Source organism: Mesorhizobium sp. M0029, assembly GCF_040323735.1.
Lineage (GTDB): Bacteria > Pseudomonadota > Alphaproteobacteria > Rhizobiales > Rhizobiaceae > Mesorhizobium.
Window position 1 is genome coordinate 209,473 of sequence record NZ_JAMYVF010000004.1, and the last position, 14,527, is coordinate 223,999.

General features: G+C 63.9%; 14 protein-coding genes. 4 read left to right on the plus strand and 10 right to left on the minus strand.

The window, feature by feature from the left end:
- The first annotated feature begins 92 nt into the window (after positions 1-92).
- Positions 93-791 (plus strand): DUF3592 domain-containing protein, encoded by a 699-nt coding sequence (locus NKJ76_RS09170; RefSeq protein WP_023819543.1) that lies wholly within the window; start codon positions 93-95, stop codon positions 789-791.
- Between the two features lie 28 nt (positions 792-819).
- Here the strand turns inward: NKJ76_RS09170 and NKJ76_RS09175 are convergent, their stop codons facing one another.
- From NKJ76_RS09175 to NKJ76_RS09220, 10 genes are all read right to left on the minus strand, one after another.
- A complete protein-coding gene (locus NKJ76_RS09175; protein WP_352537269.1) occupies positions 820-1,134 on the minus strand; it encodes a hypothetical protein in 315 nt (104 codons plus the stop codon).
- A gap of 55 nt (positions 1,135-1,189) precedes the next feature.
- Complete coding sequence (locus NKJ76_RS09180) at positions 1,190-1,552, minus strand: nuclear transport factor 2 family protein (RefSeq protein WP_023688799.1); 363 nt, start codon at positions 1,550-1,552, stop codon at positions 1,190-1,192.
- A gap of 76 nt (positions 1,553-1,628) precedes the next feature.
- Positions 1,629-2,108, minus strand: a complete 480-nt coding sequence (locus NKJ76_RS09185; RefSeq protein WP_023688798.1) for a carboxymuconolactone decarboxylase family protein — start codon at positions 2,106-2,108, stop codon at positions 1,629-1,631.
- 110 nt (positions 2,109-2,218) lie between these two features.
- Positions 2,219-3,772 (minus strand): alpha/beta fold hydrolase, encoded by a 1,554-nt coding sequence (locus NKJ76_RS09190; protein WP_352537270.1) that lies wholly within the window; start codon positions 3,770-3,772, stop codon positions 2,219-2,221.
- Between the two features lie 136 nt (positions 3,773-3,908).
- Positions 3,909-4,223 carry a formate dehydrogenase subunit delta gene (locus NKJ76_RS09195; protein ID WP_023703522.1) on the minus strand — a complete coding sequence of 105 codons (315 nt, stop codon included), beginning with the start codon at positions 4,221-4,223 and terminating at the stop codon, positions 3,909-3,911.
- The gene (fdhD, locus tag NKJ76_RS09200; RefSeq protein ID WP_352537271.1) at positions 4,213-5,043 is read right to left on the minus strand and encodes a formate dehydrogenase accessory sulfurtransferase FdhD; all 831 of its coding nucleotides are present in this window, start codon (positions 5,041-5,043) and stop codon (positions 4,213-4,215) included. Before fdhD ends, NKJ76_RS09195 begins: the two co-directional genes overlap by 11 nt.
- A 346-nt stretch (positions 5,044-5,389) precedes the next feature.
- Complete coding sequence (gene fdhF / locus NKJ76_RS09205) at positions 5,390-8,302, minus strand: formate dehydrogenase subunit alpha (protein WP_352537272.1); 2,913 nt, start codon at positions 8,300-8,302, stop codon at positions 5,390-5,392.
- Positions 8,303-8,312: 10 nt separating this feature from the next.
- The gene (locus tag NKJ76_RS09210; RefSeq protein ID WP_352537273.1) at positions 8,313-9,869 is read right to left on the minus strand and encodes a formate dehydrogenase beta subunit; all 1,557 of its coding nucleotides are present in this window, start codon (positions 9,867-9,869) and stop codon (positions 8,313-8,315) included.
- The gene (locus NKJ76_RS09215; RefSeq protein ID WP_023738147.1) at positions 9,866-10,345 is read right to left on the minus strand and encodes a formate dehydrogenase subunit gamma; all 480 of its coding nucleotides are present in this window, start codon (positions 10,343-10,345) and stop codon (positions 9,866-9,868) included. Before NKJ76_RS09215 ends, NKJ76_RS09210 begins: the two co-directional genes overlap by 4 nt.
- Positions 10,346-10,539: 194 nt before the next feature.
- The gene (locus NKJ76_RS09220) at positions 10,540-11,439 is read right to left on the minus strand and encodes a LysR family transcriptional regulator (protein WP_023688790.1); all 900 of its coding nucleotides are present in this window, start codon (positions 11,437-11,439) and stop codon (positions 10,540-10,542) included.
- Between the two features lie 158 nt (positions 11,440-11,597).
- Between NKJ76_RS09220 and NKJ76_RS09225 the strand changes: the two genes are divergently transcribed.
- The 3 genes from NKJ76_RS09225 (at position 11,598) to NKJ76_RS09235 (ending at position 14,516) form a co-directional block, all read left to right on the plus strand.
- Positions 11,598-12,239, plus strand: a complete 642-nt coding sequence (locus NKJ76_RS09225; protein ID WP_023673429.1) for a DUF47 domain-containing protein — start codon at positions 11,598-11,600, stop codon at positions 12,237-12,239.
- A 3-nt stretch (positions 12,240-12,242) separates the two neighbouring features.
- Entirely contained in the window at positions 12,243-13,247 is a 1,005-nt protein-coding gene (locus NKJ76_RS09230; protein ID WP_023703518.1) for an inorganic phosphate transporter, read from the plus strand.
- Between the two features lie 78 nt (positions 13,248-13,325).
- On the plus strand, positions 13,326-14,516 hold the full coding sequence (locus NKJ76_RS09235) for an Mrp/NBP35 family ATP-binding protein (protein ID WP_352537274.1): 1,191 nt from the start codon (positions 13,326-13,328) through the stop codon (positions 14,514-14,516).
- Positions 14,517-14,527 lie beyond the last annotated feature (11 nt).

Consider the following 14,527-nt stretch of genomic DNA (forward strand, 5'->3'; position numbering starts at 1 on the left):
TTTTGCGGTACGGCGGGAGTTCACGATTTACTGAATATTCAACCTGAACGAGCAGCCTCTTGCCGGGAAACCGCGCGGCGAGGGGTTTGCGCATGAACACGACCAAGATCAAGCTGGTACTCATTGGCGGCTTCTGTCTGCTGATCGCTGTGTTCGGCGGCAAGGACATGATCAAGAAGAGCGGCTGGCCCGAGGCGCCTGCTGAAATCCTCGCGGTCAATGTCGAATGCGACATGGAATCGACCGCCCACAAGATTGTCTACAAGACCGTCAGCACCGCCACGATCCCGTGCGAACTGGTGGATGCGTTCAAGACGGTTCATGCTGACAAAGAGTGGAAGGTGACCCAGAAATTCACCGGCACCTTGCGCGTCGGCACCGGCGCCGACGCCGTCGAGGCCACGATGGAGCTGAACAAGAACGGTGCCCGCGAACCGCAGGTCGGCGACAAGCTCACCGTCGTCCAGAACCCCGCCAACCCCACCCAGATCGAACGCACCGGCATGACCGGCACGCGTTTGACGATCGTCATTGGGGCTGGACTGCTCGGCGCGTTGCTTCTCTATCTTGCTTTCAAACCCCGCCGGCGGATGTCGACCTCCGCCGTGGCGGGCAACCCTGCCGGAGATGCCGGCGCGGACCAGCGCGCGCGCCAGGCCGACGCCTTGATAGCGGCGGCCCTGGCCAAGCAGGCCACATTGCCCAATCAGCCGGCACGTGTCGCGGCTGCCGGATTGGCCAGGGAAGGGCGGTTCTCGGGGCAGCGGACGAGTTTCGGCCGCCGCAACTGATGGCCGAAAACCGATGCACCCGCCACCGCTACTCCACGATGCGGTAGATGTTCCAAATGCTGGTGCCCGACACGACGTAGGGCTCCATCTCCTTGCCCCATTTGGCGTGGGCGTCGATCTTGCCGATCCTCGCGAAGAAACCCTCCAGCTGGGCAAGGCTTTCGACCTGATGATGCGATTCGACCGTCGCTTCCCGAGCTCCGATCGAACCGGTCATGATCTGGAACTCGAGATCGGCAATGCCGACCTGAGAGCCGATCTCGCGTTCCCATTTCTTCAACAGGTCGAGCACGGTCTGCTTGTGCCCGAACTTGGCGTCGATCTGCCATCTGGCGCTGAACATTTTTGTCTCCTCCAGTTTTGCGGCCCAAACCGCGGTTGATCTTTCCGCGGTGGAACTACTCGTCCCAGGCCTGCACGACGGTCTGTCGTGCAATCCGCCCATTCTTCAGCTCCAGCATCGCCGCGCAGAACACTTTCGTTCCGTCCGGATAGGCGCAGGCCTGGGTGAAGGCGAGATTGTCGCCATCGGCGATGGTGGTGTCGACCTTGTGGGTCATCGCCCGGCTGCAGATGTCGTCCCAGAAGGTGCTGATCGCCGCCCGGCCGCGGATCTCGCGCGGCTTGCTCGGCGGATTGTTGCGGTCGATCACCCGCACCAGTGCGTCGTCGGCATAGAAGCTAGCGAGCATCCTGCCGTCCCGTCCTTCGATCGCTTTCTTGATCGCCGCGCCGTCCACGCTCTGCGTCTTGGTCAGCATCTTCTCCTCCATGGCCCGTTGATCGGGCGGTTGAATGATCACAAGCAATGCCCGGCGCACCGCCCGGCATTTTCTTTCACTGCGACTTGGCTTTGACGGCTGCGAACACGCCGTCGGTCTGTTGTTTGAAGGTCGCGAAATCGACCTGGCTGCCGTTGAGCATCGTCGACCAGTGGCGCACGATGGCCGCCATCGCGATCGCCTCCTTGATCTCCTCGTCGGTCGCGCCATTGAGCTTGGCGGCCTCGGTGTGGAAATAGATGCAGTACTGGCAGGGGATCTGCGAGGCGACGGCCAGCCCCAGCAGTTCCTTGGTCTTGCCGTCGAGCGCGGTCTTGGGGTTGAGCTGCACGCCCTTGATCTCGGCCCAGGCGCCGGCAACCGCGACATCGGGCAGCGTCTTGAACATGTCCGGCACCGAGCCGAGCGTCGCCTCGATGTCCTTGTAGGCCGCCGCCGCCGAGGCATCCTCGGCCCTGGCGGGAGCGATCGTGAACAGCGCGCCAACGCCTGCCGCTATCACCAACGATTTGATCGACCTGTTTGACTTCAGCATTGCATCCTCCATCCGCAGTGCCTTTCCCGGCGACATCCGCCTGGCCTGCATGGAGAGAATTGGTACGCCTCGACCCCACCTGGCCGCTTCGCCCGAAAGCGCCATGGTCCCTATGGCCCGTCCGGGCCAGCCTGCCTGGCGGAAAATGCCGCTGCCGCCGCCCGTGAGGGCAAATCGAGCTTCAGCAATATGTTGGCGACATGACGCTTGACCGTATGCTCGCTGAGCCTCAGCTCGGCGGCGATCGCGGCATTGCTCTTGCCGTCGGCGATCAGGATCACCACCTCGCTTTCGCGCGCCGTCAGTTGAGCCGGCTCGGCGGGTTTCGCCTTGGAGCGGCAGGCCGGCTCCAGGTGCTGTTCCGACGTCGCCTGGACCAGCGCCAGCGGCTCGTCCAGCTCATCCACCGTGACACGCCCGGCATCGATGAAATGCAGGCCGGACCCCGCCGCCAGGTCGGCGGCCAGCCGCGACGCCAGAATATCGCCGCGCCCGGCATGGGCGGCGATCTGCATCGTCACCCGTGCCATCAGCCCCACCGGCGGCCCGCGCATTTCGACCTCGCCGACATGGGCGCCCTGGGCGCTTGCAATGCCCATATGTTGCGCCGCATCGCGCAGTGCCGCCGCGCAGCGTATGGCCCGCGCCGGCCCGTCGAAGCGCGAGATCATCAATTCGCCATGGATGCCGGCGACGCGTCCGCCATGACGGCCGACCAGCTGCCGCCAGCTCTCCTGGAAGCGCTCGCTGCGTTCGCTCCACATGCGGTCGCCAACCCGCGCCGTGTCGTAGATGCGTGTCGCCAGAAGAGCGGCAAGCACGCGCTCCGCTTCGGCCACGGCACGCTCGCCGGTCAGGAATTCCTCGATCAGGTCGGCCACCCGGTCGACATCGCCGGTCCAGATCGGGTGGTCGCGCCCGGGGACCTCGACCAGTCGCGCATTCGAGATGTTTTTCGCCAGAAAGCGGCTGGCGTCGGGGTCGACCCGCGCGTCGTTGCGGCGATGGATGAGCAGGGTCGGTGCGCCGATCGCCGAAAGCACGCCGCGCACGTCGATCCCGGCATTCATCCGGGCAAGAGCGGCCGCTGCCGTCGGACTGGCCGACAGCCGCTCGAAGCGGGCCCACCACTGGGTGAAATGCGCATCATCTACCCGGCCGGGAGCGAAGTTGGGCAGTGTGGCGCCCGTGCCCCATTCCGTGCCGGCCGTCGCGATGAAGGCCTCGAGGCGATCCGGCGACATCACCCATTTGTGGAAATGCGCATAACCGCCATAGAGCGCCAGCGCTCGTGTCCGTTCCGGATAGGTGGCGGCAAACAACATTGCCATCGGCGCGCCTTCCGAAGCGCCGAGCAAGGCCGCGCGGCCGCTGCCGGTGGCATCCATCACCGCGCGCACATCGTCCATGCGGGTTTCGAGGCTCGGCAGGTGGCGTGGGTCGACGCGGTCGGACAGGCCGGTGCCGCGCTTGTCGAACAGGATCAGCCGCGAGAACGCCGAGAGCCGTTTCAAGAGCCTGGCGTAGCCCTCGTCTTCCCAATGCAGGTCGAGATTGGAGATGAAGCCGGGCACGAAAACCAGGTCGAACGATCCCTGGCCGACCACCTGATAGGCGATCCGCACGTCGCCGCTGAGGGCATATCGCGTCTCGATCGGCCTCACGTTGCTATCCCGCCCGGCCAGACGATTTCTGATCGTCGACCATAGCAGACGCCTGCCGGATGCGGCAGCCAAACTTTAGAAGACAGGAATATAGCCCGCGGCGCGAGCCGTGTTCGCCCGCCATTTCTGGGGCAGGCTATTTCTGGGGAGCGACGCTCTCTGCACCCGTGGGTTGGACGTAGCCGATGCTCACATCGGCCTGCTCCTCGGTCTTCGGCCGCTTGATCCTGGCCGAGGCCACGACGACGAGTTCGTCAAAACCTTCGCCGCCGCTGTCCAGCATCTCGAAGAACTGCCGGCGCATCCTGGGCTCCCAGAACTTGTTGATGTGCTCGGCCACGCCCGCCACACCTTCCTCGCGGGGCCTTGAATGGAAGAAGGCGGCGATCTGGTTGGCCATGCGCACCAGCTTTTCCCCGGTGCTCGTGATGTGTTCTTCGTCATGCGACATGCTGGGCAACTCCCAAGACCACCCGTTTAGGGTGGGTGAAAACATCGAAATCGTCGCCGCGCACCAGCGCCACCAGCGTCATGCCGGCCTCTTCGGCGGTGCGGATGGCAAGGGCTGTCGGCGCCGACACGGCGATGATGAAGGCGGAGCCGATCGCCCCCGTTTTCTGCACCATCTCCACCGAGACGCGTGATGTCACCACCACCGCGCCCGATGCACCGTCAATGCCGGCCTTGGCCAGCGCGCCGGCCAGTTTGTCCAGCGCATTGTGCCGGCCGACATCCTCGCGCGCCATGACGATGCCTTTGCCGGGAATGTAGAAGCCCGCTGCATGCACGGCGCCGGTTTCTGAATGCAGAGGCTGCACCTTGGATAAAAGTTTTACCGAACGGGTGATGTCGTCGGCTTCAAGCGTAAGCTTGGACGCACTAACCTTGTCGACCGAGCGCATCGCTTCCTCGATGGATTCGATGCCGCACAGCCCGCAGCCGACCGGGCCGGCGAGCCGCCGCCGCCGCGCCTCGAAGCGCGTATTGGCCTGGTCCTTCAGCCGGATCTGGATATCGATGCCGGCGCCATGGTCCTCGACCTCGATCGCATCGATTTCGTCAGGCAAGGCTATGATGCCTTCGGTCAGCGAGAAGCCGAGCGCGAAATCCTCGAAGTCGGCCGGGCTCGCCATCATCACCGCATGGGTGGTGCCGGCAAAGGAGAACGCCACCGGCGTCTCCTCCGGCACCATGCGGTTGGCCGATGTCGTGCCGCTGGCGCGGTGGGCAAGGCGAGAGATTTGGGTGGTGGCTTGGCGTTTTCGGGTCACGAGGCGCGCCCCTCTGCCCTGTTCGTCCTTAGCACTAGCTGTGGAGGCTCGCGCCTTTCCTCTCCCCCGTCGATTGGGGGAGAGGTGTCAGGCGAAGCTTGACGGAGTGGGGGGCGACTGCTCGCCAGATAGGCCGGTTTGCCTGCTCTTTGGGTTGTGCGCGACTTTCGACGGCTGCGTGTTGCGGGGCCGGCTTCCCCCACTCCGTCGCCGCTTCGCGGCGCCACCTCTCCCCCCTCCGGAGGGAGAGGAAAGGCGCCATGCGGCTTAAGCTCTCCTTCCTGACGGAGTGGGGGTCGACCAACCGTCAAGATTGAGGCTCTCATTGTCGAACGCCGTGGCAAGACTACTCCGCCGCTTCCAGCTTTGCGATGCGGCGGCTCTGCTCGGCCTGCTCGTTATAGTCGCGCTGCCAGTCCGAAGGCCCGTTGGAGGCGCCGACCTGCACCGCGGTCACCTTGTACTCCGGGCAGTTGGTCGCCCAGTCGGAGAAGTCGGTGGTGATGACGTTGGCCTGCGTGTCGGGATGGTGGAACGTTGTGTAGACCACACCTGGCGACACCCGGTCGGTGATCAGCGCACGCAGCGTCGTCTCACCCGAACGGCTGGTCAGCCGCACCCAGTCGCCATCGCGCAGGCCGCGGTTCTCCGCATCGTGCGGATGGATCTCCAGCCGGTCCTCCGAGTGCCACATGACGTTTTCGGTGCGCCTTGTCTGCGCACCGACATTGTACTGGCTGAGGATGCGACCGGTGGTCAGCAGCAACGGGAAACGCGGCCCGGTCCGCTCGTCGGTCGCCACATATTCAGTGCGGATGAACTTGCCCTTGCCACGCACGAAGCCGTCGATATGCATGATCGGCGTGCCGAGCGGCGCCTTCTCGTTGCAGGGCCATTGCACCGATCCGACACGGTCGAGCAGATCGAAGGAGACGCCGGCGAAGCTTGGCGTCGTTTTGGCGATCTCGTCCATGATTTCGGAGGGATGCTGGTAGTTCCAATCCAGCCCGATCGCGCGGGCAAGCTCCTGTGTCGCTTCCCAGTCGGCATAGCGCGCCTTCGGCTCCAGCACCTTGCGCACCATGTTGATGCGGCGCTCGGCATTTGTGAAGGTGCCGTCCTTTTCCAGGAAGGTCGAGCCCGGCAGGAAGACATGCGCGTAGTTCGCTGTCTCGTTGAGGAACAGGTCGTGCACGACGACGCATTCCATCGCCGCCAGGCCAGCCGCGACATGCTTGGTATCAGGGTCGGACTGCAGGATGTCCTCGCCCTGGATGTAGATGCCCTTGAAGGAGCCGTCGACGGCGGCATCGAGCATGTTGGGGATGCGCAGGCCTGGTTCGTCGTCGAGCTTCACCCCCCACAACGTCTCATAGATGTCGCGCACCGCCTCGCCGGAGATGTGGCGGTAGCCCGGCAGTTCATGCGGGAACGAGCCCATGTCGCAGGAACCCTGCACGTTGTTCTGGCCGCGCAGCGGGTTCACCCCGACGCCGGGACGGCCGATATTGCCGGTCGCCATGGCAAGGTTGGCGATAGCCATAACCGTGGTCGAACCCTGGCTGTGTTCGGTGACGCCGAGGCCGTAATAAATCGCGCCATTGCCGCCCTTGGCATAGAGCCGTGCAGCACCTCGGATCAGTTCGGGATCGACGCCGGACAGCTTGCCCACCATTTCGGGGCTGTTTTCCGGCAAGGCGACGAAAGAAGCCCAATCCTGGAACTCCGCCCAGTCGCAGCGATCGCGGATGAAGGCTTCGTCGAAAAGCCCTTCGGTAACGATGACATGCGCCAGCGCCGTCAGCACCGCCACGTTGGTGCCCGGCTTCAGCGGCAGGTGATAGTCGGCCTCGATATGCGCCGACTTGACCATTTCGGTGCGGCGCGGATCGAGCACGATCAGCTTGGCGCCCTGGCGCAGCCGCTTCTTCAGCCGCGAGGCGAACACCGGGTGGGCGGAAGCCGGATTGGCGCCGATGATGACGGCGACATCGGTGAAGTCGACGGAATCGAAATCCTGAGTGCCGGCCGAGGTGCCATAGGTCTGGCCGAGGCCGTAGCCGGTCGGCGAGTGGCAGACGCGGGCGCAAGTGTCGACATTGTTGTTGCGGAAGCCTTGGCGCACCAGCTTCTGCACCAGATAGGTCTCTTCATTCGTGCATCGCGAGGACGTGATGCCGCCGATCGAGGTGCGGCCGTATTGATACTGGATACGGCGGAATTCCTTGGCCGTATGGGCGATGGCCTCTTCCCAACTCACCTCGCGCCAGGGATCGCTGACCTTTTCCCGGATCATAGGCGACAGGATGCGGTCCTTGTGGGTGGCATAGCCATAGGCGAAACGGCCCTTCACGCAGGAGTGGCCGTGGTTCGCCTTGCCGTCCTTGTAGGGCATCATGCGAATGACTTCGTCGTCCTTCACTTCGGCCTTGAACGAGCAGCCGACGCCGCAATAGGCGCAGGTGGTGACAGCGGAACGCTCGGGCATGCCTTTCTCAAGCACGGTCTTTTCACGCAGCGCATCGGTCGGACAGGCCTGCACGCAGGCGCCGCAGGACACGCATTCGGAGGCGATGAAATCCTCGTGCATGCCGGCGACCATGCGCGATTCGAAACCGCGGCCCTCGATCGTCAGCGCGAAGGTGCCCTGCACCTCCTCGCAGGCCCGCACGCAGCGCGAGCAGACGATACATTGCGCCGGATCATAGGTGAAATAGGGGTTTGACTCGTCGCGGGCGATGTAGTCGACCGCCAGCGAGCCATGGCCGGGCGCGACGCCGTTTTCCTGCTTGACGTGGTTGCGGCCCTCAATGCCGAAGCGGTTCTCGGTCAGGCCGACCGATTTCGCCACAACGTCGAACTCGCTGGCGCCGGTGCCGGCCTTCTCGTTCCAGCCGGTCGGGTGGTCGGAGACGTAAAGCTCCATGACACCGCGGCGGATGGCGTCGAGCCGCTCGGATTGCGTGCGCACCACCATGCCTTCGCCGACGGGGGTCGTGCAGGATGCCGGCGTGCCGCCGCGCCCGTCGATCTCGACCAGGCAGACGCGGCAGGAGCCGAACGAGTCCAGCATGTCCGTGGCGCAGAGTTTTGGGATCTCGACCCCGCCTTCCATCGCCGCGCGCATGATCGACGTACCCTCCGGCACGCTGATGCTGCGGCCGTCGACGATCAGCGTAACCTGCTTTTGGGCCTTCGATTCCGGGGTTCCGTAATCGAGTTCTTCGATGAGTGTCGGGAAGTCGGCCTTGATATTCATCTGCCAGCTCCTATTCAGCAGCCACGCGCGCCGGCGCGGGCTTGAAATCTTCGGGGAAATGGGTGATCGAGCTCATCACCGGATAGGGCGTGAAGCCGCCCAGCGCGCAGAGCGATCCGAACTTCATCGTAGTGCAGAGATCGGTGACCAGTGCCAGGTTCTTCTCCGGCTCGATGCCGGCGGCAAGCCGGTCGATGGTCTCCACCCCGCGTATCGAGCCGATGCGGCAGGGCGTGCACTTGCCGCAGCTTTCGATGGCGCAGAACTCCATGGCAAAGCGCGCCTGCTTCAGCATGTCGGCCGTGTCGTCGAACACGGTGATGCCGGCATGGCCGATCAGCCCGTCGCGCTTCGCGAACTCTTCGTAGTCGAACGGCGTGTCGAACAGGCCGCGCGGGAAATAGGCGCCGAGCGGGCCGCCGACCTGCACCGCCTTCACCGGGCGACCTGTGGCCGTACCGCCGCCGATATCGTCGACGATCTCGCCCAGCGTCATGCCGAACGCCGCCTCGAACAGGCCGCCGAACTTGACGTTGCCGGCGATCTGTATCGGGATCGTGCCGCGCGAGCGGCCCATGCCGAAATCCTTGTAGAAGGCAGCACCCTTGTCCATGATGATGGGCACGGAGGCTAGGCTGATGACGTTGTTGATCACCGTCGGCTTGCCGAACAGACCCTGGATTGCCGGCAGCGGTGGCTTGGCTCGCACCACGCCGCGCTTGCCTTCAAGGCTGTTCAGCAGCGAAGTTTCCTCGCCGCAGACATAGGCGCCGGCGCCGACGCGGATTTCCATGTCGAAGGCGTTGGGCGAACCCAGCACGCTGACGCCGAGCACGCCTGCCTTGCGGGCGACCTCGACAGCCTTGTTCATGACAGCCACCGCATGCGGATATTCCGAGCGGATATAGACGAACCCCTTGGTCGCGCCGGTGGCGATGCCGGCAATCGTCATGCCTTCGATGAGCACGAAGGGGTCGCCCTCCATAATCATGCGGTCGGCAAAGGTGGCGCTGTCGCCCTCGTCGGCATTGCAGACGATGTATTTGCGGTCAGATGTCGTATCGAGCACCGTCTTCCACTTGATGCCGGTCGGGAAGCCGGCGCCGCCTCGGCCGCGCAAGCCCGATTCCGTGACCTGTTTGACGATGTCGAGCGGCGCCATGGCCACCGCGTTCTGCAGGCCCTTGAGCCCGCCCAGTGACTTGTAGGCATCGAGCGATAGCGGGTCGTTGATGCCGCAACGCGCAAAGGTCAGGCGCGTCTGCTTGGCCAGGAACGGGATTTTGTCGGGCTCGCCCAGCCAGCGCTTGTGATGCCCGCCGGTGAGAAAGCCGCTGTCGAACAGGCTCTTGACGTCCGATGGCTTGACCGGCCCGTAAGCGACGCGGCCCTTTTCGGTCGCGACCTCGACCATCGGTTCGAGGAAATAGGCGCCGCGCGAGCCGTTGCGGACGATCTTGGCCTCGACGCCCCGTTCAGCCAGTTCCGCACGAACAGCCTTGGCGACCTTTTCGGCGCCGAGCGCCAGCGCGCCGGAGTCACCTGGAATGTAGATGCGCGGGATCATGAGCGTACCTCCGCGACGATCTCTTCGATCTTCTCGTCATCGAGCCGCCCGATCACCTCACCATCCAGCATCGCCGACGGTGAACAGGCGCACAGCCCGAGGCAATAGACAGGCTCAAGCGTAACCGATCCGTCGCGGGTGGTCTCATGGAAATCGATGCCCAACAACTGCTTGACCTTTGCGGCGATCGCATCCGAACCCATCGACTGGCAGGCTTCCGCCTGGCAGAGCTTGAGCACATGCCGGCCAGCCGGCCGGGCACGGAAATCATGATAGAAGGTCACGACGCCATGCACTTCGGCCCTCGACAGGTTCAGCCCATCGGCGATGACGGGCACGGCGTCCTGCGGCACGTGGCCAAATTCTTCCTGGATCTCGTGCAGGATCGGCAGCAGGGGGCCTTCGAGGCCCTTCAACTCCTGGATGATCGCCGCCGTGCGCGACTGTATCTCGGTACTTGCAGGCTGCATCGTCACGCAGCGCCCTCCCTATCGTAGCGATCGATGCATATAATCGTCCAAAAGCATGAAGCGGTTTTGGAACAACGACATGCCTACGCCGCTTAATCGCTAAGTGCTTAAGAAATCAGAGAAAACCTCTGAAATCAATAAAGCGGTTTCGTTGCACGATAGAAAATTTCTATCGCGCTGATTGACCAGTTATGACTAGCTCAGCGATTGGCGCGGAAATCGTCTGCCAGCGCCATCGCCTCGTCCAGCAGCGCCTGCACCAGCGGCGTGTGCGGTTCGCGCGGCGCGGCGACCAGCCCGACAGTGTGGCTGGCATCCGGTTCGACGATCGGAATGGCCCGGATCGGTTCGGAAAAACCGAATGTTTCCGCCAGGTTGAGCGGCATGATCGACGACCATTTGCCTGTCCGTATGTGGGAGAACAGCACGATCATCGAGTTGGATTCCAGTGTCGGCCGCACCTGCACGCCGGCCTCGGCCAGATGCTGGTCGATGATGCGGCGGTTCTGCATGTCCGGCGTCAACAAGCAGAGCGGCAGCTGGCTGATTTCGGCCCATGTCACTTTGTCGCGATCCGAATAGGGATTTCCGACCGCCGTGATCAGCTGGTAGCGCTCGTCATAGAGCGGCACGCTGGTCACCCGTCCGAGAGGCTCGTTGTCGAGATAGGTGATGCCGGCATCGACGTCGAAATTGCCGAGCAGCGACAACACCTCGATCGAGGTGCGCGACAGGATAGAGAAGGTGACGCCCGGATGCTTCTCGCGAAATGGCGTCGTAAGCCGCGCCACCATGGCGAGGGCGGTTGGGATGGCGGCAATACGGATACGCCCGGACAGGCCATGTCGCGCCGCCCGCATCTCTTCGCGCATGGTCCTGGAATCGCCGACGATGCGACGCGCCCACACCAGCACCTGCTTGCCTTCCGGCGTCAGCCCCTGAAAGCGCGAACCGCGATTGACCAGCATGACGCCGAGCTGGCCCTCCAGCTGCTTGATCCCGGCCGACAAGGTCGGCTGCGTGACGCCGCACGCTTCCGCCGCCCGGCCGAAATGCTCCTCCTTGGCCAGCGCGATGAAGAATTCGAGCTTGTCGATCATACCATCCGTCCGTTCGTTGCGCGCAAGGTCGGGGAAATTGCCTTTCGCCGCAAGCTCTACCCGCAATTGGCCATGCATCCACATCTTTGGGCCGGCTGGCTGTTTCCCCCGGCCGAACACGGCGCTATGTGGTTGGATGGAATACGAGGAGATCGGACATGCTGGGCTGGTTCCGCAAGCTTTTGCCGCGCGAAGATCGCTTCTTCGACCTCTTTGAACGGCATTCCCGCACCGTGGTCGGCGGCGCCGAGGCGCTGGAGCAGCTCCTGCAGGGCAAGGACATCGATCGTTGGTGCCAGAAGATCATCGATCTCGAGGACGAGGCCGATCATATCACGGCCGAAGTGCTGCTGGCGGTGCGGCGTTCCTTCATCACGCCCTTCGATCGCGGCGACATCAAGGACCTGATCCAGTCGATGGATGACGCCATCGACATGATGCACAAGACCGTCAAGACGGTGAAGCTGTTCGAAAAGAAGGAATTCGACCCGCTGATGCAGGAGATGGGCGGCGTCATCGTTGCCGCCTCCAGGCTGGTTGCCGAAGCAATCCCGCTGCTCAGCAAGGTCGGCACGCACACGGTACGCCTCAACGCCATCGCCGAAGAGGTGATGCGCGTCGAAAGCCGCGCCGACGATCTGCATGAGCAGGGATTGAAGGACCTGTTCAAGCGGCATGGCCGCAGCGATCCGATGGCCTACCTGATCGGCTCGGAGATCTACGGCCAGCTGGAGAAGGTGGTCGACCGCTTTGAGGACGTCGCCAACGAGATCAGCGGCATCGTCATCGAGAACGTTTAGGCAATGGAAGCCACCATCGCCTTTCCCGTGCTGATCGGCCTTGTCGCCGTCGCGCTGTTTTTCGATTTTCTCAACGGCCTGCACGATGCAGCGAACTCCATCGCCACCATCGTCTCCACCCGCGTGCTGAGACCGCAATATGCGGTCCTGTGGGCGGCTTTCTTCAATTTCATCGCCTTCATGTTCTTCGGCCTTCACGTGGCTGAAACTGTGGGAAAAGGTATCGTCGACGTCAGCATCGTCACGCCGGCGGTGATCTTCTCGGCGCTCGTTGGCGCCATCGTCTGGAACATCGTCACCTGGATTGCCGGCATCCCGTCCAGCAGTTCGCATGCCCTGATCGGCGGGCTCGTCGGCGCCGGCGTTGCAAAGGCTGGGCCCGGCGCCATCGTCTGGACCGGGCTTGGCAAGACGGTCGCCGCAATCGTCGTGTCGCCGGCGACAGGGTTTGTTCTGGCGCTGGTCCTGATCCTGGCCGTTTCCTGGCTGTTCGTGCGCCAGACACCGTTCGCCGTCGACAGCACCTTCCGCGTCATGCAGTTCTTTTCGGCCTCGCTTTATTCGCTAGGGCACGGCGGCAACGACGCCCAGAAAACCATGGGCATCATCGCCGTGCTGCTCTATTCGCAAGGTATGCTCGGCGGGACGTTCTACGTGCCGCTGTGGGTCGTCCTCACCTGTCAGACAGCACTGGCGCTCGGCACTTTGTTCGGCGGCTGGCGCATCGTTCACACGATGGGCTCGAAGATCACCCGGCTGAATCCGATGCAGGGCTTCTGCGCCGAGACCGGCGGCGCCATCACCCTGTTTGCCGCCACCTGGCTCGGCGTCCCCGTGTCGACCACCCATACCATCACCGGGGCCATCATCGGTGTCGGCGCCGCCCGCCGCGTCTCGGCCGTGCGCTGGGGCATTGCCGGCAACATCGTCATCGCCTGGATCGTCACCTTGCCGGCCACGGCTGCAATTTCGGCGCTCACCTACCTAGCGGTTGGCCTGGCAGGGTGAGGCGGACACCGGTGGTGCTTGGAGTCGCTGCCAATCTGCACTATCTGAGCCGCAGCCAAACGCCTTAGGGAATAATGCATGTCCGTCACCAAGGAAATCGTCACCGAGCGTCTGAAGACGGTCAACGGGCCGGACTTCACCGGCAACATCGTCGACCTCGGCATGGTTTCGGAGATTTTCATCGCCGATTCGAAAGTGTTTTTCTCGATCACCGTTCCCGCCGCCCGCGCACAGGAGATGGAGCCGCTGCGCGCTGCAGCCGAGCGTGTCGTCAACGCGATCCCTGGTGTCGCCGGCGCCGTCGTCGCGCTGACGGCGGAGAAGAAGGGCGGCGGCATGGAGGCTCCGGTTGCGTCGCGTCCCGCGCCCAGGCCCGCACCGCCGGCTGCGCCAGGCGGGCCGCGCCCAGCTCCACACACTCCAGCCCCGCACGCCTCGGCCTCGCAAAGCTCGGGCAAGCGCGGCGTGCCCGGAATCGAGGCGATCATCGCGGTGGCGTCCGGCAAGGGGGGCGTCGGCAAGTCGACCACCGCTGTCAACATCGCGCTTGGCCTCGCCGCCAACGGTTTGCGTGTCGGCGTGCTCGATGCCGATATTTATGGCCCGTCCATGCCCAGGCTGCTCAACATCCATGGCCGGCCGCAGACCGTCGACGGCAAGATCCTGAAACCGATGGAGAATTACGGCCTTAAGGTGATGTCGATGGGCTTCCTCGTCGACGAGGAGACGCCGATGATCTGGCGCGGTCCGATGGTGATGTCGGCGCTGACGCAGATGCTGCGCGAGGTCGAATGGGGCCGCCTCGACGTGCTCGTCGTCGACATGCCGCCCGGCACCGGCGACGCCCAGCTGACCATGGCCCAGCAGGTGCCGCTGGCCGGCGCCGTCATCGTCTCGACGCCGCAGGACCTGGCGCTGATCGACGCCCGCAAAGGATTGAATATGTTCAAGAAGGTCGACGTGCCGCTGCTCGGCATCGTCGAGAACATGAGCTATTTCATCGCCCCCGATACCGGCAAGCGCTACGACATCTTTGGCCATGGCGGGGCGCGGCGCGAGGCCGAGCGCCTCGGCGTGACTTTCCTCGGCGAAGTGCCGTTGGAAATGGGCATTCGCGAAAGTTCTGATGAAGGTGCTCCGGTGGTGGCGTCGAAGCCAGACAGCGCCGAGGCGAAGATCTATCGCGGCATTGCTTCGAAGGTCTGGGACCGGGTCAACGAAGAACGCGGCGCGGCCGAAGCGGCGGTGCCGAACATCGTGTTCGAGTAGCTCGGATATCC

Coding starts and splice junctions, on each gene's coding strand:
- NKJ76_RS09175 (WP_352537269.1), bottom strand. CDS start 1,134: ATGTTCAGCGCCAGATGGCAGATCGACGCCAAGTTCGGGCACAAGCAG.
- NKJ76_RS09180 (WP_023688799.1), bottom strand. CDS start 1,552: ATGCTGACCAAGACGCAGAGCGTGGACGGCGCGGCGATCAAGAAAGCG.
- NKJ76_RS09220 (WP_023688790.1), bottom strand. CDS start 11,439: ATGATCGACAAGCTCGAATTCTTCATCGCGCTGGCCAAGGAGGAGCAT.
- fdhF (WP_352537272.1), bottom strand. CDS start 8,302: ATGAATATCAAGGCCGACTTCCCGACACTCATCGAAGAACTCGATTAC.
- NKJ76_RS09185 (WP_023688798.1), bottom strand. CDS start 2,108: ATGCTGAAGTCAAACAGGTCGATCAAATCGTTGGTGATAGCGGCAGGC.
- NKJ76_RS09235 (WP_352537274.1), top strand. CDS start 13,326: ATGTCCGTCACCAAGGAAATCGTCACCGAGCGTCTGAAGACGGTCAAC.
- NKJ76_RS09170 (WP_023819543.1), top strand. CDS start 93: ATGAACACGACCAAGATCAAGCTGGTACTCATTGGCGGCTTCTGTCTG.
- NKJ76_RS09225 (WP_023673429.1), top strand. CDS start 11,598: ATGCTGGGCTGGTTCCGCAAGCTTTTGCCGCGCGAAGATCGCTTCTTC.
- NKJ76_RS09230 (WP_023703518.1), top strand. CDS start 12,243: ATGGAAGCCACCATCGCCTTTCCCGTGCTGATCGGCCTTGTCGCCGTC.
- NKJ76_RS09195 (WP_023703522.1), bottom strand. CDS start 4,223: ATGTCGCATGACGAAGAACACATCACGAGCACCGGGGAAAAGCTGGTG.
- NKJ76_RS09210 (WP_352537273.1), bottom strand. CDS start 9,869: ATGATCCCGCGCATCTACATTCCAGGTGACTCCGGCGCGCTGGCGCTC.